Origin of the sequence: Streptomyces sp. NPDC017225, from assembly GCF_044331465.1 — a bacterium.
Lineage (GTDB): Bacteria > Actinomycetota > Actinomycetes > Streptomycetales > Streptomycetaceae > Streptomyces.
Map to the genome: position 1 here is coordinate 1 of NZ_JBIRNE010000023.1, position 20,032 is coordinate 20,032.

At 74.5% G+C, this 20,032-nt stretch carries 10 protein-coding genes; 3 read left to right on the top strand and 7 right to left on the bottom strand.

The features are described from left to right. Positions 1-169, bottom strand: a 169-nt coding sequence (locus ACH4NX_RS33215; protein ID WP_398129937.1) for a methylmalonyl-CoA mutase family protein, incomplete at its 3' end; no start/stop codon positions are given. A gap of 393 nt (positions 170-562) precedes the next feature. Here ACH4NX_RS33215 and ACH4NX_RS33220 point away from each other — a divergent pair. Beyond that, the gene (locus ACH4NX_RS33220) at positions 563-1,324 is read left to right on the top strand and encodes an alpha/beta fold hydrolase (RefSeq protein ID WP_351399744.1); all 762 of its coding nucleotides are present in this window, start codon (positions 563-565) and stop codon (positions 1,322-1,324) included. Positions 1,325-1,385: 61 nt separating this feature from the next. Here ACH4NX_RS33220 and ACH4NX_RS33225 read toward each other — a convergent pair whose 3' ends face one another. After that, positions 1,386-2,252, bottom strand: coding sequence for a GNAT family N-acetyltransferase (locus ACH4NX_RS33225; RefSeq protein ID WP_398129934.1), 867 nt, complete (start codon positions 2,250-2,252; stop codon positions 1,386-1,388). A 277-nt stretch (positions 2,253-2,529) separates the two neighbouring features. Here ACH4NX_RS33225 and ACH4NX_RS33230 point away from each other — a divergent pair, with 277 nt between their 5' ends. Further along, complete coding sequence (locus ACH4NX_RS33230) at positions 2,530-4,794, top strand: MMPL family transporter (protein ID WP_398129933.1); 2,265 nt, start codon at positions 2,530-2,532, stop codon at positions 4,792-4,794. A gap of 224 nt (positions 4,795-5,018) precedes the next feature. Beyond that, a complete protein-coding gene (locus ACH4NX_RS33235) occupies positions 5,019-5,777 on the top strand; it encodes an alpha/beta fold hydrolase (protein WP_351399750.1) in 759 nt (252 codons plus the stop codon). Positions 5,778-5,852: 75 nt separating this feature from the next. Here the strand turns inward: ACH4NX_RS33235 and ACH4NX_RS33240 are convergent, their stop codons facing one another. The 5 genes from ACH4NX_RS33240 to ACH4NX_RS33260 all read right to left on the bottom strand — a co-directional run bounded on the left by ACH4NX_RS33240 (position 5,853) and on the right by ACH4NX_RS33260 (position 20,028). Further along, positions 5,853-6,842 (bottom strand): ketoacyl-ACP synthase III, encoded by a 990-nt coding sequence (locus ACH4NX_RS33240; protein WP_351399752.1) that lies wholly within the window; start codon positions 6,840-6,842, stop codon positions 5,853-5,855. 1 nt (position 6,843) lies between these two features. After that, entirely contained in the window at positions 6,844-7,020 is a 177-nt protein-coding gene (locus ACH4NX_RS33245) for a hypothetical protein (protein ID WP_398129932.1), read from the bottom strand. Positions 7,021-7,072: 52 nt separating this feature from the next. After that, positions 7,073-10,273 (bottom strand): AMP-binding protein, encoded by a 3,201-nt coding sequence (locus ACH4NX_RS33250; RefSeq protein ID WP_398129931.1) that lies wholly within the window; start codon positions 10,271-10,273, stop codon positions 7,073-7,075. Between the two features lie 150 nt (positions 10,274-10,423). After that, entirely contained in the window at positions 10,424-13,546 is a 3,123-nt protein-coding gene (locus tag ACH4NX_RS33255) for a type I polyketide synthase (RefSeq protein ID WP_398129930.1), read from the bottom strand. 5 nt (positions 13,547-13,551) lie between these two features. After that, entirely contained in the window at positions 13,552-20,028 is a 6,477-nt protein-coding gene (locus ACH4NX_RS33260) for a type I polyketide synthase (protein WP_398153376.1), read from the bottom strand. Positions 20,029-20,032: the final 4 nt, after the last annotated feature.

Consider the following 20,032-nt stretch of genomic DNA (forward strand, 5'->3'; position numbering starts at 1 on the left):
TCGTCCACGGCCGCCCCGTGTACATCGACGGATACACACCCCGCGTGAACGGATACCTCCCCGGCTCACCCAGCTTCTCCACCGGATCCCAGCCCGCCCGGACACCGGGCCCGTAGACCGGTTCGATGGGCAGTCCGGACTCAGACTCGCGTGTTCTCGTGTGGTCCATTGTCTCTCTTTCCCGAACACTCACTGGTCCGCTGGGGCGAGGGAGCGGCGCCGGCCGTCCGGGGGAGGTTGTCGGCGAGGCCGGAGCGGGGTCGTACGCACTTCCGCGGAGGCTAGGCAGGGCGGGTGGAGGAGCGCTTGTGCGGTCGGACAGCGTGGGCCGTGGGCAGGCATCCGGGAGCGGCCGGGACGACGGAGCCGGGCGCCGGCGATCCACCGTGGTGCGAGCCTCGGTCGAGGGCGGGACGGAACGCTCGGGTGGTGAGCTCCGGTAGGGACGGGCACTGGCCCCCACGGAGCGACCCGCCCGCCGGCGCCCGCATCCCCCGAGGGCACCGGCGGGCCTTCGCCTGTCGAAGAAGGGCCGGCCGGCACGGACGAAGGGACACCGACAGTGAACAGTACGTGGTTGCGGCGCTTCACCACGGCCACGGGCAAGGGGCCGCGGCTCGTGTGCTTTCCGCACGCGGGGGGCTCCGCGACGGCGTACACGCACCTGTCGCGTACGCTGCCCGCGGACTTCGACGTGGTGTCCGTTCAGTACCCGGGCCGTCAGGACCGGTACGACGAGGCGCCCTTCACGTCCCTGGCCCCTCTCGTGGAGGCGGTGACCGGGGAACTGGTCCACGAACTGGCCGCGGACCCCGGACGGCCGTACGCGTTCTTCGGTCACAGCATGGGAGCGCTCGTCGCGTTCGAGACGGCACGGCTGCTCCGCCGGCGCGGACTGCCGCGGCCCCAGCGGCTGTTCCTCTCCGGCCGGGGCGCGCCGGGCCTGCGGGCCGGCGCCGACGTCCCCCTGTACGACGACGCCGACGTGCTGGCGGAGGTGCGCAGGCTGGGCGGCACCGATCACACCATGCTCGACAATCCCGAGGTGCTGGAGATGGTCCTGCCGGCGCTGCGGGCCGACTACCGGGCCCTGGCCTCGTACGACTGGCACGGGGGAGAGCCGCTCGACACCGCGCTGACCGTCCTGATCGGGGACCGCGACCCGATGGTGACGGTCGAGGAGGCGGCGACGTGGCGGGACCACACCAGCGGCGACTTCCGTCTCGAGGTCTTCCCCGGCGGCCATTTCTACCTCGCCGACCAGGTCGGCCGCGTCGCCGCGACCGTCACCGCAGGGCTGCTCTCCGGAACCGCCGTTTCCTGACCGTACGTCCTGGCGGACCCCGTCGGCCGATCGAGGCGGTCGGCGGGCTACGAGGACGGCGTCAGGATCCCGGTTCCTCGAAGTCGTACGGCGCCCAGTCGGTGATCCGGCGGTAGCCGAGACGCCGGTAGAGGGCGTTGCTGGTGGGGTTGGCCGCGTTCGTGTACAGCACGACCTCCGTGGCGCCCGCGTCGAGCGCGGCCCCGCTCACCTCGGCGGTCACGGCGGCCGCGTAGCCCCGGCCGCGGAGGTGGGCCGGGGTGTAGACCGGGTCCAGCCGGACCATGCCGGCGACCATCGGGTTCACGCCCGCCATGGAGACGGGGGTGCCGTCCGGGGTCTCCCAGAAGGTGTAGCGCTTCTCGGCGAAGCGGGTGCCGGGCCAGGAGGCGGCGTCGACGGTCACGGTCTCCCCGAGGTCCGCGGCGAGTTCACGGCACCAGCGCATGAGGTGCTCGTGGTCCTGATCGCCCACGATCCGCCCGTGTCCCCGCGGACGCGGGTCGGGCGGGGTGAGTGATTCCAGGCGGTACAGGCGCATCCGGACGCGGAGTGCCGGCCTCGCGCCGGTGTGCCGCTGCCAGGCCCCGGCGAACGCGGTGGCGGTGTCGTGGTCCGCGGTGACTCCGGCGAGCGTGTGGCCGAGGCCGGCGAGGTGGGCGGCGAGGGCGTCGGCCCGGTCGTGGGAGAGCGGGGTGAGGGTCAGGCGGCGGGTGGCGGGGCGGTAGAAGACCGCCCGGGTCTCGCCGCCCGACTCCAGCCGGCCGAAGAGGACGGTTCCGGGGCGGAACGCGCCGGGGCGGGTCCGCCAGTTCTCCAGCACGGTGAGCGGCGTGTTGTGCAGGGCGGGGCTCGAGCGCAGGAAGTCCCCGGCGCGGGTGAGGAAGCCGTCGATGTCTTCGGTGAGGTGCCATTCGTCCGGACGCATGCCGCATGATCGCGGATGCGCCCGGCCCGGGGAAGCCCGTCCCGGCGGTCAGGACGGCTCTCGGCGAGCGGCCCCGCGCAGCACCGTCGGTGGCCGGATCCGGCCTGTCCGCTCGACGGTCGCTCGAGTGTCGGTTCCGTTCTGCCGCACGATCCGGCCCGTCGGCCACTCGACGGGTCAACGTGTGTGCGTGTCAGAGCCACCGCCCTGTGCTCAGCCGGGGCGGTCGGCCGCACAGGTTCCCCCTGCCCCCCACTCGACGGAAGTGCGGTTACCCGTGGCTACCTTCCTGTACAGACTCGGCCGCTTCGCCTTCCGGCGGCGGGGCCTCGTGACCCTTGTGTGGATGCTGATCGTCGTCGGCGTCGGTGCCGCGGCCTCCTCCGCGCCCCCGCCGCCGGCCGAGCAGTTCTCGATGCCGGGCACCGAATCGCAGAAGGCGTTCGACCTGCTCGAGGAGAAGTTCCCCGCCGCGGGCGCCGACGGTGCCACCGCCCGTGTCGTGATGCGCGCGCCCGAGGGCCAGAAGATCGCCGACGAGAAGCCGGCGATCGAGACGCTCCTCGGCGAACTCGGCGAGGCGCCCCAGGTGGCCGGCGTCGCCGACCCCTTCGCCGCCGGCACCGTCAGCCAGGACGGCCGGACCGCCTACGCCGTGGTGACGTACGAGGTCACCGGGCCCGACCTCACCGACGAGGCGCACGACGCGCTCACCGAGGCCACCGACCGGGCCCGCGACGGCGGACTGACCGTCGAGACCGGCGGTGACGCCGTCCCGATCGAACAGACCGTGTCCGGCACCGGTGAGCAGATCGGCGTGCTGATCTCGGCCATCGTCCTGCTCCTCACCTTCGGCTCGGTGATCGCCGCCGGCATGCCGCTGCTCACCGCCCTGATCGGTGTCGGGGTCGGTGTCCTGGGCATCACCGCGCTGGGCTCCACTCTCGGGCTGTCGGCCACGACGTCGACGCTGGCGATGATGATCGGCCTCGCGGTCGGCATCGACTACGCCCTGTTCATCGTCTCCCGCTACCGGTCCGAGATCGCCGAGGGCCGCGCCCCGGAGGAGGCCGCGGGCATCGCGACCGGCACCGCCGGCTCGGCCGTCGTCTTCGCCGGGCTCACCGTCATCATCGCGCTGGGCGGCCTCGCGGTCGTCAACATCCCGATCCTCACCAAGATGGCGACGGCCGCGGCGGGTACGGTCGCCGTGGCCGTGCTGATCGCGGTCACCTTCGTGCCCGCCCTGCTCGGCTTCGCGCCGCGCCGGGTGATGCGCGTCGCCGACCGGCGCCTCGTGCGGGCCGGGAAGCCGCTGTCGGCGCGCACGCAGCGCAAGTCCGAGGCGAAGGCCGCGAAGCTGGCCGCGCGGACCAGGCCGAACCTGTCCACGCGCTGGGCGTCCTTCGTGGTGCGCCGCCCGCTCGGTGTGCTGCTCCTCGCGGTGGTCGGCCTCGGGGCGATCGCCCTGCCCGCCACCAGGCTGGAGCTCGGCCTGCCCGGCGAGGGCACGATGGCGACCGAGACCACCCAGCGCAAGGCCTACGATCTGCTGTCCGACTCCTTCGGACCCGGCTTCAACGGCCCGCTGACGATGGCCGTCGAGGGCGAGGACGCGGCCGCGGCCGGCCGGCGGATCGGCGCGGAGCTGAAGAAGGACGAGAGCGTCGCCTCGGTGTCCGCGGCCACCGCCAACGAGGCCGGCGACACCGCCATCTTCAGCATCGTCCCGAAGACGGGTCCGACCGACACCGAGACCGAGGAACTGGTCAAGGACATCCGCGCGCGGGCGACGGCGCTGGAGGGGGCCTCGGGCGCCACCGAGATCCTGGTCACCGGCCAGACCGCGATGTTCATCGACTTCTCCCAGACGTTGTCCGACGCGCTGCTGCCCTACCTGGGCCTGGTGGTCGGCCTCGCCTTCCTGCTGCTGCTCCTGGTGTTCCGCTCGGTCCTGGTCCCGCTGAAGGCGGCGCTCGGCTTCCTGTTCTCGGTGAGCGCGGCCCTCGGCGCGCTGGTCGCGGTGTTCCAGCTCGGCTGGGCCTCCGGTTTCTTCGGCGTCGAGCAGGCCGGACCGATCATGACGACGCTGCCGATCTTCATGATCGGCGTGGTCTTCGGCCTCGCCATGGACTACGAGGTCTTCCTGGTCACGCGGATGCGTGAGGCGTACGTCCACGGCGCCTCGGCCAAGGACGCCGTCGTCACCGGCTTCCGGCACAGCGGCCGGGTGGTCGCGGCCGCCGCGATCATCATGATCAGCGTCTTCTCGGGCTTCGTCCTCGAGACCGACGACCTCGTCGCGATGATGGGCTTCGGCCTCGCCGCGGCCGTCCTGTTCGACGCCTTCGTGGTCCGGATGGTGATCGTGCCCGCCGTGCACTCGCTGCTCGGCGACGTGGCCTGGTGGCTGCCGCGGTGGCTCGACCGGCTGCTGCCGAACGTGGACGTCGAGGGCGAGAAGCTCCAGCGGCGGCTGCGGTCCGCCGCACCGCCACAGCAGCGCGGAGCGGCGGACCACGAGCGGGACCTCGTGCACTGAGACGCCGCGCCGGCCGGGCCGCACGCGCGGAGCGGGCCAGGCTCTCGACCGCCTCGCGACCCCCCGTCGAGAACGGGGTGGGACGCTCGGGGCGCGAGCTCCGGTGACGGACGGGCGTGAGCCCTCGCGGGGCGATGGCCCGCCGGTGCCCCACTCTCCACCGAGGGCACCGGCGGGCCGTTTCCGCGCGGACCGGCCGGCCCAGACGAAGGGACACACCGACTGTGAACAACACGTGGTTCCGGCGCTTCACCACCCCGGGGAACGGGCCGCTGCTCGTGTGCTTCCCGCACGCGGGGGGTTCGGCGACGGCGTACAGGCCCCTCGCGCAGGCGTTGCCCGCGGACCTCGACGTGATGTGCGTGCAGTACCCGGGCCGTCAGGACCGCTACCTCGAGGCGCCCTTCACCGACCTGACGCGGCTCGCCGAGGCGGTGGCCGAGGAGCTGGCGCGGGTGCTGGCCGCGGACCCCGGGCGGCCGTACGCCCTTTTCGGCCACAGCATGGGCTCGCTCGTCGCGTTCGAGACGGCCCGGCTGATCGCGCGCGGCCCGCTGCCCGGGCCGCGGCGGCTGTTCCTGTCCGGGCGGGGCGCGCCGGACGCGCACAGCACGGCCCGCTTCGGGCTGTACGACGACGCCGACGTGCTGGCCGAGGTGCGCAGGCTGGGCGGCACCGACCAGTCCATGCTCGATGACCCGGACATCATGGAGATGGTGCTGCCGGCGCTGCGGGCCGACTACCGGGCGCTCGGCACGTACGGCTGGCGCGGGGGCGAACCGCTCGCCGCCCCGGTGACCGTGCTGGTCGGGGAGAGCGATCCGATGGTGACGGTCGAGGAGGCCGGGACCTGGCGGGCGCACACCCGGGAGGACGTCGTGGTGAAGGTCTTCCCCGGCGGTCACTTCTACCTCTTCGACCACCTGGACTCGGTCACCGCGGCCGTCACCGAGGGGCTCCTCACCGAGGCTCCCGCCTCCTGAACCGCCCGGGGCCGTCCCCGGGCGGTGTCACGCGTACGGCGCGGCGGCGTCGTGAGACGCGGGCCGGGCGCCTGGTCAGGTGCGGGCGCCCCAGGTGAGGAGGGACGCTCCGATCGACATGCCGCCGCCGAAGCCGGCGAGCAGCACCAGGTCGCCCGGTGTCAGCGCGCCCGTGCGGTTGGCCTCGTCGAGGGCGACCGGTACCGAGGCGCTGCCGACGTTGCCGTACTCGACGAGCGTGCGGTGGGTTCGTGCGGCGCCCAGGCCGGCGCGTTCGACGACCTCGGTCAGCATCACGCCGTTGGCCTGGTGCGGTACGAAGTGGTCGACGGCGCCGATGTCGACGCCGGCCCGGCGTGCCAGCGCGGTCAGCGCCGGCGGGACGTGTTCGGCGACGAAGTCCCGTACGCCGCGGCCGTCCATCCGGAAGAAGTGACCGCCCTCGGCGAGGGTCGCCGCCGACGCCGGGTGGCGGCTGCCGCCCGCCTCGACGCGGATCAGGTGATGGGCGTCGCCGCGGCTGGACAGGTCGGTGGCGATGATGCCGTAGGGCTCCGGCACCGCCCCGACGACCGCGGCGCCCGCGCCGTCGGCGAACAGGATCGCCGTCCTGCGGTCGGTGAAGTCCAGGATCCGCGAGTACACGTCCGCCCCGATCACCAGGACCCGGGTGTCCGGCCGTACGGTCACCAGGCTGTGGGCCAGCGACAGGGCGTAGACGAAGCCGCTGCACACGACGTTGACGTCGAAACAGGCGGCGCCGTAGGCGCCCAGCAGGTGCTGCACCAGGTAGGACGTGGGGGGCTGCGGGTGGTCGCCGGTGGAGGTGGAGACGATGAGGTAGTCGATGTCGTCGGCGGTCAGTCCCGCCTGTGCGAGGGCGCGTTCGGCGGCCTTGGCGGCGAGGTCGGACGTCGCCTCGTGCGGGGCGGCGTAACGGCGGGAGCGGATCTGCGTCTTGCGTTCGATCCACTCCGCGGTGACGCCGACGCGCTCGGCGACCTCCTCGTTGCCCACCTCGTGCTTGGGCAGGTAGGAGCCGGTGGAGAGTATGCCGATGCCCATGTCAGGACACCCCTGCGAAGGCGGACGGGCGCAGCGGGCCGGGCCGGGCCGCTCGGGTGACGCCGGGGCCCTTTCCACAGGCGGGCAGGAGCGCGGTCCCGTACCGCGCCGGCCGTGCGTGGCGCCCGGGCTCCTCCGGGCCGGCCCCGGACGGCGGGGTCTGTGTCAACGCGTCCATGATTCCCTTCCTCCGCTGGGCAGATCGACGGCGAACGCACTCTCGGCGGTGCTCACAGGACCGCGCCCTCCCTCGTCCGCCTGCGCAGGGCCGGCCGGCTGGAGCGGCCGAGGTCCTTCCACATGTCCGACAGTCCGAGGACGGTGCGGGCCGCGAACAGCCTGCGGATCGACACCTCCTGGTTCAGTTCCGCCCGGATCAGGCCGACCAGCCTGATCGCCCGCAGCGAGTTGCCGCCGAGGTCGAAGAAGTCGTCGTCGATGCCGACCCGGTCCAGTTCCAGTACCTCGGCGAAGGCCTTGGCCAGCGCCCGTTCGGTCTCGTTGCGCGGTGCCCGGTACTTCTCGTCGTCGCCGGCGGGCCGCGGCAGCGCGGCCCGGTCCACCCGGCCGCCCGGAGTGAGGGGCAGCTGGTCCAGGACGGTGAACACCGACGGTGCCGTGGCCTCCGGCAGCCGTTCGGCGGCGAAGCCGCGCAGTTCGTCGGCGGACACGGTCCGGCCGGCGGCCGGGACGACGTAGGCGGCCAGGCGCCGCCGGCCGGAAGCGTCCTCCTTGACGGCCACGACGGCCTGCGCGAGCGCGGTGTGCTCGGACAGCGTCTCCTCGGCCTCTGCCAGTTCGACGCGGACGCCCCGGACGTCGGCCCGGGTGTCGGCGCGGCCGACGTGGACGAGCCGGCCGTCGGCGGTCCACCGGACCCGGTCCCCGGTCCGGTACATGAGCGTGCCGGCCGGGCCGAACGGGCAGGGCACGAAGCGTTCCGCGGTCGCCGCCGGCCGTCCGGGGTAGCCGCGGGCCACGCCGGGGCCGGCCACGTACAGTTCTCCGGCCACGTCGACGGGGACCGGGGCGAGGCCGGGGCCGAGGACGTAGAGGGCGGTGTGGTCCACCGGGCGCCCGACGGCGCCCGCGTGGCGGACGGGTTCGCCCGCGGGCAGGCGGTGGCAGGCGGCGAGGACGGTCGTCTCCGCCGGGCCGTGCCCGGTGACGATCGTCAGCTCGGGGCAGGCCTCGCGGACCCGGCGCAGCGCGGCCGTGGACACCCGGTCGCCGCCGGTCCACACCTCGCGCAGCCCGGCGAGGCGACCGGGGTGCGCGGCCGCGATCGCCATGAACCGGCTCGCGGACAGCCACACGGTGGTGATGCCGTGGGCCGCGCGCGGTCCGGCCTGTGCCTCGGTGTCCCCTTCCCCCTCGGGGGCCACGACCACGCGGCCGCCGTTCAGCAGGGGCGTCCACAGCTCCAGGGGGAGCGCGTCGGAGGTGTGCGGCGCGTGCCACAGCACCGTGCCGCGCCCGGCGTCCCGGGACCGGCGGTCCAGGACGAACCGCTCCATGTTGCGGTGGGTCACGGCGACCGGTCCGGCGGCGGCGTCCGGTCCGGTGCCGTGCAGCACGGTCAGCAGGTTGTCGGGGTGCGGCGGGGCGGCGGTCGCGGGGCCGGTGACGCTCTCGTCGGCGGGGTCCGCGTGAAGGTCGTCGAGCAGCAGCACCGGTACGTCCGGGCCCGCCGGGAGCGTGCCGGCCGTGGCTGCGTCGGTGAGCAGGGCGCCCGCCAAAGCGGTGTCGGCCGGTGCCGCCGGGTCGAGGGGCAGGGCGGCGCCGCCCGCCTTCGCCACGGCCAGCAGGGCGACGGCCAGCTCCACCGAGCGGGGCAGGGCCACCGCGACGACCGTCTCGGGGCCGATGTCCCGGCGGCGCAGCGCCTCGGCCAGCCGGCCGGACCGTTCGTCCAGCTCGCGGTAGGAGACCGACGTGCCGCCGGAGACCAGTGCGACGGCGTGCGGGTCGCGCCGGACCTGCCGGGTGAACAGCTCGGGGACCGACAGCCCCGGCAGCGGCGCCTCGACGGCGTCCGGCGCCGCGAGCACCCGGTCCCGTTCGTCGCCGTCGACCACGTCCAGGGCGCCGACCGGCCGGGTGCCCGCGTCCAGCGCGGCGCGGATGTAGGAGATCAGCTCCTCGCCGACGAAGCGCAGTTCGGCGCGGTGGTACAGGCCCGCGGGGGCGTCGAGCCGGATGTACAGGTCGCTGTCGGGGCTGCCGTCGGTGTAGACGCCGATCGACAGCTCCTCGAAGGTGCCGGTCGTGGCGCCCGAGTAGCGCGCCGGGCTGTCGCCGAAGTGGAGCTGCTCCGCGAACTCGACGACGTTCACGACGGCTCCGAAGCTGCCGCGGCCGCTGAGGGCGGTACCGCTCGCGCGCTGGATGTCGGAGTAGTGGCAGGCGGTGTGGTCGAAGATCTCGTACGTCTCGTCGACGAGCGTGTCGGCGATCTCGGTGAAGGTCGCGCCGAGCGGGACCTTCACCCGCACCGGCACCACGTTGACGGCGAGGCCGGGCGTCCTGCTCGCCACGCCGACGCGGTTGCCGACGGCGAGGGACAGGAGGAACTCCGGGCGGTCGCAGCGGTGCCGGAAGTACACCGCCGCGGCGGCGGTCAGCATCTGCGACATCCACACGCCCATGGACCGCGCGGTCTCGGTCCACCGGTCGGCCTCGGCGCGCGGGACGGTCAGGGTCCGGCTCACCATGCCGATGGTCTCGGCCACCTCCGACCAGCGGTCCACGCTGCTGAGCGGCTCCGACAGCGCGGTGCGCCGCGCTTCGGACAGGGCGACGCGGGGGATTCGCGCGGGCGGGGGCGCGTCCTTGAGGTAGTCGCCCCAGAACTCCTTGTCCTCGGCGAACTTCCGGGAGGCGAGGTACTCCACCGCCTCGTTCGCGAAGGAGGCGGTGTCCCAGGGGTGCGGCAGCCCGGGCACCCGCTCGCCGCGCGCCAGCGCCGTGTAGACCTCGGCGAGGCGCCGGGAGAGCAGGCCGCCGGCGCCGAATCCGTCGGAGACGAGGTGGTGGTAGGCGATCACCAGCAGGGAGCGGTTGTCGGCGAGCCTGACCACTCCCAGCCGGAACAGCAGGTCGCGTCCCAGGTCGAACGGCCGGCGCACCAGGTCGGCCAGGGCCTCGCGGGCCGCCTGCTCGGGGTCGGCCTCGGCGGAGAGGTCCCAGAAGAACGGCCGCCAGTCGCCCAGGGGGCGGGGCACGAGGCGCAGTCCGCCCCCGTCGTCGACGAAGTTGACGCGCAGCACCTCCGCCTCGCCCATCACGTGCAGGAAAGCGGATTCCATGACGGCCGCGTCCAACTCGCCCGCCACGTCCCACATGGTCAGCGCGTGGTTCGGCGTGTCGGGAGCCATTTCCTGCGCTCGCCACATGCCCGTATGCGCGGACGACGCTCCGAACGAAGACACACAGATCAACCCCTCAGCAAACAGACCCGGACATCGGCAATTCGCGGATCACCCCCACCTTCCGGGAAGTGGGCCGGCCGTTCGAGACAACTCGGGGCCGGCGGGACGGGCCGCGCGCAGCCCTTGCGGTGTCCCGCCGGCGGGACGGTCCTACGCCGCGAGCGAGGACACGATGTGCCCGGCGATCCGCCGCGGCGAGGGGTGCCGCAGCACCACGTTCGCCCTCAGCTTCAGTCCGGTCGTCGCGGTCAGACGCTTGCTCAGCTCCGCCGACAGCAGCGAGTCGAAGCCCAGCTCCTTGAACTCCTGGTCGGGGTCGACGACTTCGGCGGAGGGCCGGCCGAGCACGACGGCGACCTTCTCCCTCACGTGCTCCAGCACGAGTGCCTCCGCGTCGTGGTCGCTCAGGGCCGCGATCCGCTCCGGCAGGGGAACGGCCTGCTCGTCGCCCTCGGCGGGCCGGGCCGCGGGCAGTTCGGCCGTCGCCGCCGCGCCGGCGAGGGAGCTGAGCCAGTACCGCTGCCGCTGGAACGCGTACGTCGGCAGATCCACCCGCCGGCGCGTGGTGAACAGGGCGTCCCAGTCCACCGGCCCGCCCCGGACGTGGAGCTGGGCCAGCGAGCCCAGCAGCGCCTCCGCCTCGTCGCGGTCCCGCCGTGAGGACGACAGCACCAGCGTGTCGTCCAGGTCCTCGACGATCTCCTGCACGGGGACGGTCAGCACCGGGTGCGGGCTCATCTCGACGAACACCCGGAAACCGTCGTCGGCCAGCCGCCGGACGGCGGTTTCGAAGAGGACCGTTTCGCGAAGGTTGTCGTACCAGTACTCGGCGTTCAGCCCCGCGGTGTCGACGACCTCGCCGTACAGCGTCGAGCAGAAGGGGATGTCCGACGTTCTCGGGCGTACGCCGGTCAGCGCGCCGGTCACCTGTTCGCGCACCCGGGCGACCTGCGGGGAGTGGGAGGCGTAGTCGACCGGGATCCGGCGGGCCTGGATGCCGTCGGCCTTCGTCTTCTCGACGAATTCGTCGAGCGCGTCCGGTTCCCCGGACACCACGACGGAGCGGGGTCCGTTGACGACGGCGACGCCCACCCGGTCGCCCCACGGAGCCAGTCGCCGTGCCACGACGTCCGCGGACTCCGCGACCGAGGCCATCCCGCCGTGGCCCTTGAGGCCCACCAGCGCCTTGCTGCGCAGTGCCACGGTCCGGGCGGCGTCCCGCAGCGACAGCGCGCCGCTGACGCAGGCGGCGGCGATCTCACCCTGGCTGTGGCCGACCACCGCGCCCGGTTCCACGCCCCAGGACCGCCACAGCGCGGCCGTGGAGACCATCACCGCGAACAGCGCGGGCTGGACCACGTCCACCCGGTCCAGGGCGGGCGCTCCGGGCACCTCGCGTATGACGTCGAGGAGCGACCAGTCGACCCATTCGGCGAGGGCGTCGGCGCACGCGTCGAGGGACCGTGCGAAGACCGGGAAGGTGTCGTAGAGCCGCCGGCCCATGCCGGACCACTGCGACCCCTGGCCGGGGAAGACGAAGGCGACGCCGCCGAGCTTGCCGGCGCTGCCGCTCACCACCGAGGGGGACTCGGCGCCCTCGCTCAGCGCGGTCAGGCCGCTCAGCAGCTCGTCCCGGCCGCGTCCCAGCACCACCGCGCGGTGCCCGAACCGGGACCGGCCCGACATCAGCGACCAGCCGACAGCGGCGTCGTCCGGGTCCGCGCCGGCGGCGACGAAGTCGCGCAGCCTGCCCGCCTGTCCGCGCAGGGCCCGGGCGCTCTTGGCGGACAGCACCCACGGCACCGGTCCGCCGACGACGCCCGCGTCCGGCCCGTGCTCCTCGGCCCGCTCCTCGGGCGGTTCCTCGGGCGGCGCCTCCTCCAGGACCACGTGCGCGTTGGTGCCGCTGACGCCGAACGACGACACCCCGGCCCGCCGGGGGCCGTCCCGCCGGGTCCACTCGCGGCCCTCCACCAGCAGTTCGACCGCTCCCGAGGACCAGTCGACATGGCGTGAGGGCGCGTCCACGTGGAGGGTCCTGGGCATGTACCCGTGCCGCATGGCCTGCACGGCCTTGATGACTCCGCCGACCCCGGCGGCGGCCTGGGCGTGCCCCATGTTCGACTTCAGGGACCCGAGCCACAGCGGCCGGTCCGCGGGGCGGTCCCGGCCGTAGGTCGCCAGCAGCGCGTCCGCCTCGATGGGGTCGCCCAGCGTGGTCCCGGTGCCGTGGGCCTCGACCAGGTCCACCTCGCCGGGCGCGACGCCCGCGTTGGCCAGAGCCTGCCGGATCACCTTCTCCTGGGCGCGGCCGTTGGGGGCGGTCAGCCCGTTGCTGGCGCCGTCCTGGTTGACCGCGCTGCCGCGGACGACGGCCAGCACCGGGTGGCCGTTGCGCCGGGCGTCGGACAGCCGCTCCAGGAGCAGGACGCCCACCCCCTCGGCCCAGCCGGTCCCGTCGGCAGCGTCCGCGAACGCCTTGCACCGGCCGCCGGCCGACAGGGCGCCCTGCCGGGAGAACTCCACGAACATCGCGGGTGTCGCCATCACCAGTGCCCCGCCCGCCAGCGCGAGCGAGCACTCTCCCGAGCGCAGCGACCGCACCGCCATGTGCAGGGCCACCAGGGACGACGAGCAGGCGGTGTCCACGGACACGGCCGGTCCGGTCAGCCCCATCTCGTACGCCACCCGGCCGGAGGCGACGCTCAGCGCGCTGCCGTACAGCAGGTAGCCCTCCAGCTCCTTCTGGCCGCCGTCCAGGAAGCGCCACCCGTACTCGGAGGAGCTGACGCCGGAGAAGACGCCGACGTCCGTGCCGCGTACGTCGGCGGGGACGATACCGGCCCGTTCGAAGACCTCCCAGGAGGTCTCCAGCAGCAGGCGGTGGTGCGGGTCGACCGCGAGGGCCTCGCGCGGGCTGATGTTGAAGAAGTCGGCGTCGAAGTCGGCGACGTCCTTCAGGAAGCCGCCCTGACGGGTGTACGAGCTGCCGACGGCGTCGGGGTCCGGGTCGTACACGTCCCGCCAGCCCCGGTCGGCGGGGAAGTCGTCCACGACGTCCAGGCCGTCGCGGACCACGTCCCACAGGTCCTCGGGCGAGGACACACCGCCCGGGTAGCGGCAGGCCATGGCCACGACGGCGACGGGCTCGCCGCGGCCGGCCTTCAGGGCGTCGTTCTCACGCCGGAGTCGGTCGCGTTCCTCCAGCAGGGTGCGGAGCGCCCGCTGGACCCGGTCCGCGCCGTCCGCCGTGCGTTCCGCGGAGTTGGTCATCTCACTTACCTCTTCTCTTCCAGAGCCAGGTCGACCAGTGCGTCCAGGTCCAGTTCGGACAGCTCCTCCGCCTCGGCCAGGGTGTCCGCGTCGGCCAGTGCGTCCGCCGCGGTCAGGGCGTCGGCCGCGGTCGCCGTGGCGGTGTCGGGTGCCGGGCGCAGCAGGCCGACGAGGTGGTCGCTCAGCTCGCGAGGCGTCGGGTAGCTGAACACGAGGGTGGTCGGCAGGCGCAGTCCGGTCCGGGACGCCAGGCGGTTGCACAGTTCGACCGAGGTCAGCGAGTCGAAGCCGAGCTGGGTGAACGCCTGCTCGGCGTCGACGGACGCGCCGGAGGGGTAGCCGAGCACGAGGGCGACCTGGTCGCGGAGCCAGTCCAGGGCGGCCGTCTCCGCCTCGTCGGCCGGCACGCCGGCCAGCAGGGCGGGCAGGTCGCGCCGGCCGTCGTCCCCGGTGCCCCCGGCCTGGTCGCGGCGGGGGCGGCGGAGGTCGGCGAGGCCACGCAGGAGCGGTGGCAGTTCCGCGTCGGTCCTGCCGCGCAGCGCGGCGACGTCCACCCGGGCCGGGACGAGGACCGCCTTGCCGCTCGCACACGCCGCGTCGAACAGGGCCAGCGCCTCGGGCGTGGGCATCGCGGCGATGCCCATCCGCCGCAGCCGCACGAGGTCCGCCTCGTCCAGATCCCCGGTCATGCCGCTGCTCTGCTCCCACCAGCCCCAGCACAGCGAGGTGCCGGGCAGGCCGGACGCCCTGCGCCGCGCCGCCAGGCCGTCCAGGAAGGCGTTGGCGGCGGCGTAGTTCGCCTGTCCGGCGGTGCCGAGCGTGCCCGCGAGGGCGGAGAACTGCACGAACGCCGTCAGCGGGCGGTCCCGGGTCAGTTCGTGCAGGACGAGCGCGCCGCCGGCCTTGGCCCGCAGCACCCGCTCGACGCTCTCGGCCGTCAGCGACTCCACGGTGCCGTCCGCCAGTACACCCGCCGCGTGCACGACGGCCGTCAGCGGATACCGCGGGGGCATGTCGGCGAGCAGGTCCGCCACGGCGGCCCGGTCGGCGATGTCGCAGGCCACGACGCGGACCTCGGCGCCCGCGTCCCGAAGTTCGGCGACCAGGGCGTCGGCCCCGTCGGCGGCCGCCCCCCGGCGGCTCGCCAGCACCAGGGAGCGCACCCCGTGCCCGGTGACGAGGTGCCGCGCCACCAGGGAGCCCACTCCCCCGGTGCCGCCGGTGACCAGCACGGTGCCGCCGCCGAAGCCGCCGCCGACGTCGAGGACGAGTTTGCCGACGTGGCGGCCCTGGCTCATCTCACGGAACGTCCCGCGCGCGTCGCGGATGTCGCGGACGGAAACCGGCGTCAGGCGCACCCGCCCGTCGGCGAACAGTGCCATGACGTCGCGGAACATCGCGTGGATGGCGTCGGGCCCGGCCGCGTACAGGTCGAAGGCGTCGTACGCCACTTCCGGGTGGTCGGCGGCCACCTGGCGGGGGTCGCGGATGTCGGTCTTGCCCATCTCGATGAAGTGTCCGCCCTCGGGCAGCAGCGTCAGCGAGGCGTCGACGAAGGCGTGCGCGAGGGAGTTCAGGACGACGTCCACGCCCCGGCCGTCCGTGGCGGCCAGGAACGTGTCGGCGAACTCCAGGTCGCGGGAGGACGCCAGGTGCGCGTCGTCCAGTCCCAGGCCGCGCAGGACGGGCCATTTGGCGGGGCTGGCGGTCGCGTAGATCTCGGCGCCGACGTGCCGGGCGAGCTGGACGGCGGCCATGCCGACGCCGCCGGCCGCGGCGTGGATGAGGATCCGCTGTCCCTTCTCGAGCCGGGTGACGTGGAAGAGCGCGTAGTAGGCGGTGAGGAAGGTGCTCGGCATGGAGGCCGCCTCGGCGTGGCTCCACCCGTCGGGGACGGCCGTGAGCAGGCGGTGGTCGGCCACGGCCACGCGGCCGAAGGCACCGGTGAAGATGCCGGTCACCCGGTCGCCGGGCGCGAAGGCCGTGACGTCGTCCGCCACTTCCAGGACCACGCCGGAGCCCTCGCTGCCGATGCCGGCGTCGATGGCCGTGCGGTCCACCAGGCCCAGGGCGATGGTGACGTCGCGGAAGTTGAGTCCGGCGGCCTGGACGGCGATGCGGACCTGTCCGCTCGCCAGGGGCGCCTCGGCGTCGGGGCACGGCACCCAGGTCAGGTTCTCCAGGGTGCCCTTGTCCGGGATGCCCAGCCGGTACGCGCCGTCCGGCGGGTCCTGGAGCCGCTGGTCCGCGGGCGTGGCCGGGGCGAGGCGGGGGACGAGGGAGGTACCGTCGCGCAGCGCCAGTTGCTCCTCGCCGAGGGCCAGCGCGTCCGGGAGGGCCGCCCAGGAGGTCTCCTCGTCGTCGATGTCCACCAGCCGGAACCTGCCGGGGTGTTCGGTCTGGGCGGACCTGACCAGGCCCCACAGGGACGCGCCGGGGAGGCTTTCCACGTGCTCCCCCGCGCCGGTGTCGAGGGCCAGGCGGGTGAGGACCACCAGCGTGGAGGAGGCGTACGCCTCCTCGGTCAGGAACCGCTGGACCTGGTCCAGGACGTGCCGGTCGGCGGCGCCGACGGCGGTGAGCGGATCGGGCTCGCCGGTGATGTGGTCGTCCGGGCACAGGACGAGGTGCGCGGGGGCGTCCCCGGGGCGGAGCTCGTCGAGGGACGCGTAGGACACGGCGCGGTCGCCGCCCGCCCGCAGGAGCCGGGCGGCCAGGCCGGCGCGCGCGCCGACGACGCCCCACCGGCCGGGCCGGCCGGCGGGCCGGCTCCGTGGAGCGGGCCGCCACTGGACCTCGTACAGCGGGCTCTGCCGCCCGACGAGCGCCGAGCGCACCTGCTCGGCGCCGGCCGGGCGGAACGTCAGCGAGGCGACGGAGGCGATCTCGCGGCCGTCCTCGTCGGCGACGGTCAGCGACACGGCGTCCTCGCCGGCCGGCGTGAGCCGGACCCGGACGGTCGGTCCGCACGCGCCGGACAGGTGCGCGCCGGCCCACGCGAAGGGCATCCGGCCCCGCTCGCCCGTCACCTCGATGACGCCGCCGGCCACCGACGCGTGCAGCACGGTGTCCAGCAGCGCCGGGTGCAGGGCGAAGGCGCCCGTCCCGGCGCTCTCCGGGAGGGTCGCGAGGGCGAAGAGGTCGTCGCCGTGCCGCCACACCTCCCGCAGGCCGCGGAAGGCGGGGCCGTAGTCGAACCCGGCGTCGGCGAAGGAGTCGTAGAGGCCGTCGAGGGCGAGCCGGCTCGCGCCGGCCGGTGGCCAGACGGCGAGCGAACGGGCGGCGTCGCCGGCCGGCGGGGTGCCCGGTGCCAGGCCGCCCAGGGCGTGGCGGGTCCAGCCGCCGACGGTCCGGGCGTCCTCGCGGGGACGCGAGTACACCTCCAGCGAGCGGCGCCCCGTCCCGTCCGCCGCGCCGACGACGACCCGCACCTGCACGTCGCCCGTCTCGGGGAGGATCAGCGGGACTTCCAGGGCGAGTTCCTCCAGCGTGGCGCACCCGACGTGCCCGCCCGCCGTCAGGGCCAGGTCCAGATAGGCCGTCGCCGGTACGACGACGGCGCCGAACACCATGTGGCCGGCCAGCCAGTCGTCCGTCCTCAGGGACCACAGGCCGGTGAACACGACCTCGTCGGTGCCGGGGTGGTCCACCACGGCGCCCAGCAGCGGGTGGTCCGGCGCCGCCAGTCCGGCCGAGGCCACGTCCGCCGGCCTTGTCCCGGCCAGGAAGTCCAGCCAGTACCGCTGCCGCTGGAAGGCGTACGTCGGCAGGTCCACCTGCCGGCGCGTCCCGAACAGCGCGGACCAGTCCACCGGGACGCCCCGCACGTGCAGTGCGGCCAGTGCGCCGGCCAGTGCCGGGGCAGCCTCGCGGTCCCGTCGGGACGCCGGGACGACGAGCACGTCGTCGACGCCGGCTGTGGCGAAGGCGTCCTTGGTGAGGCCGGTGAGGGTGGCGCCCGGGCCGGCCTCGACGAAGACGTCCGCGCCGGCCGCGCGGGCGTGCTCCACCGCGTCGTGGAAGCGGACGGGTTCGCGGACGTGACACACCCAGTGCGCGGCGGACGTCAGCTCCTCGGACGTGGCCTCACGGCCCAGCAGGGTCGAGACGACGGGGATCGTCGGCTCGCCGGCGGGCAGCTCGACGGCGGGCAGCTCGCCGAGCGAGGCCGCGAAGTCGTCCAGGACCGGCTCCATCAGCGGGGAGTGGAAGGCGTGGTCGACCGGCAGGAGCTTCGCCGACCCGCCGTCGGCCAGGAGCCGGTCGCGCAGGGCGTGGACCTGCTCGCGCAGGCCCGAGAACACCATCGACTCGGGGCCGTTGACGGCGGCGAGGCCGACCCGGTCGTACGCGCCGAGCAGGGCGGTCGCCTCGGCCTCCGGGAGGCGTGCGGCCAGCATGGCGCCCTGCTCGGTGACGGTCTGCATGGTCCGTCCGCGGGCGGCCACGAGGCGGGTCGCGGTGTCCAGGCCGAGCGCTCCACAGACGTGCGCGGCGGCGATCTCGCCGACGGAGTGGCCGATCAGGCGGTCCGGCGCCGGGCAGTATCGGGTCAGCAGCCGGTAGAGGGCGACCTGGAGGGCGAACAGCGCGGGCTGCGCGACGTCCGTCCGCTCGCGGTCCGCGGGCTCGGCGGCGAGCAGCAGCGGCTTCAGGGCGAAGGGGAGGTGGGCGTCGAAGTGCGCGCACACCTCGTCGAGGGCCTCGGCGAAGACGGGGAAGGCCTCGTACAGCGGGCCCGCCGTGCCGGCCCACCGCGAGCCCTGGCCGGGGAACAGGAAGACGGAACCGCCCGGTTCCCCGGCGACGCCGCGCACCACCGCGGCCGACTCCTCGCCCTCGGCCAGCGCCGCCAGGCCGCCGAGCAGTTCGTCACGGTCATGTCCGAGCACCACGGCGCGGTGTTCGAGCCGGGCCCGGCCGGACACCAGTGACCACCCGGCGTCGGCGAGGTCCAGGTCCGGGTCGGCGGCGGCGAGGCCGCGCAGCTTGCGCGCCTGGGCGCGCAGCGCCTGCTCCGAGCGCGCGGAGACGACCCACGGCACCAGGGCGCCGGGCATCTGCCCGGCGGTGTGGGGAGCCTCCTCGTCCTCGGGGGCCTCTTCGAGGAGGATGTGCGCGTTGGTGCCGCTGACGCCGAAGGCGGACACGCCCGCGCGCCGGGGCCGGCCCGGGGTGCTCGGCCACGGCCTGGCCTCGGTGAGCAGTTCGACCGCTCCGGCCGACCAGTCCACGTGGGTCGAGGGGCGGTCGATGTGCAGCGTGCGGGGCATGGTCCCGTGCCGCATCGCCATGATCATCTTGATGATGCCGCCGACGCCGGCCGCCGCCTGGGCATGGCCGATGTTGGACTTCAGCGAACCCAGCCACAGTGGCCTGCCGGGGTCCCTCTCCTGCCCGTAGGTGGCCAGCAGCGCCTGGGCCTCGATGGGGTCGCCCAGCGTCGTGCCGGTTCCGTGCGCCTCGACGACGTCCACGTCGGCCGCCCGCACCCGGGCGTTGGCGAGCGCCGCCCGGATCACCCGTTGCTGCGCCGGGCCGTTGGGGGCGGTCAGCCCGTTGGACGCGCCGTCCTGGTTGATCGCCGAGCCCCGGATCACCGCCCAGATCCGGCGCCCGTTGCGCCGCGCGTCGGAGAGCCGCTCCAGGACCAGCACGCCGACGCCCTCGGAGAAGCCGGCGCCGTCCGCGGCGTCCGCGAACGCCTTGCACCGGCCGTCCTCCGCCAGGCCCCGCTGCCGGGTCATCTCCCGCAGCACCTGCGTGGTCCCCATGACGGTGACGCCGCCGGCCAGGGCGAGGCCGCACTCTCCCTGCCGCAGCGACTGCACCGCCTGGTGCACCGCCACCAGCGACGACGAGCACGCGGTCTCGGTCGACACCGCCGGCCCCTGAAGGCCCAGGGCGTACGACACCCGCCCGGACGCCACGCTCAGCAGGGAGCCGGTCTGCGCGTAGCCCGCGATGGCCTCGGGGGTGAAGAAGTGGTTGCCGTACCCGAAGTAGGCCAGGCCCGCGAAGACGCCGGTGTCGCTGCCGCGCAGCGCGTGCGGGTCGATGCCGGCGCGTTCCAGGGACTCCCAGGAGGTTTCCAGGAGCAGCCGGTGCTGCGGGTCGGCGGCCAGCGCCTCGCGCGGGCTGATCCCGAAGAACTCGGCGTCGAAGTCGCCCGCGTCGTAGAGGAACCCGCCCGCGCGGGCGGAGCAGCTGTTGGGCCGGTCGGGGTCGGGGTCGTACAGGTTCTCCACGTCCCAGTCGCGGTCCCGCGGGAGGTCCGACACGACGTCCGCGCCCGACCGCACCAGCTCCCACAGCTCCTCGGGGGACGCCGCCCCGCCCGGGAAGCGGCAGGCGACGCCCACCACCGCGATGGGCTCGGCGGCGGCGTCGGTCAGCTCCCGCAGGCGCTCGCGGGTCTCGATCAGTTCGATCGACGTCCGCTTCAGGTAGTCGAGAACGTCGGCGTTGTTGTCGTTCGTCATGGCT

Coding starts and splice junctions, on each gene's coding strand:
- ACH4NX_RS33225 (WP_398129934.1), bottom strand. CDS start 2,252: ATGCGTCCGGACGAATGGCACCTCACCGAAGACATCGACGGCTTCCTC.
- ACH4NX_RS33240 (WP_351399752.1), bottom strand. CDS start 6,842: ATGGGCATCGGCATACTCTCCACCGGCTCCTACCTGCCCAAGCACGAG.
- ACH4NX_RS33245 (WP_398129932.1), bottom strand. CDS start 7,020: ATGGACGCGTTGACACAGACCCCGCCGTCCGGGGCCGGCCCGGAGGAG.
- ACH4NX_RS33255 (WP_398129930.1), bottom strand. CDS start 13,546: ATGACCAACTCCGCGGAACGCACGGCGGACGGCGCGGACCGGGTCCAG.
- ACH4NX_RS33260 (WP_398153376.1), bottom strand. CDS start 20,028: ATGACGAACGACAACAACGCCGACGTTCTCGACTACCTGAAGCGGACG.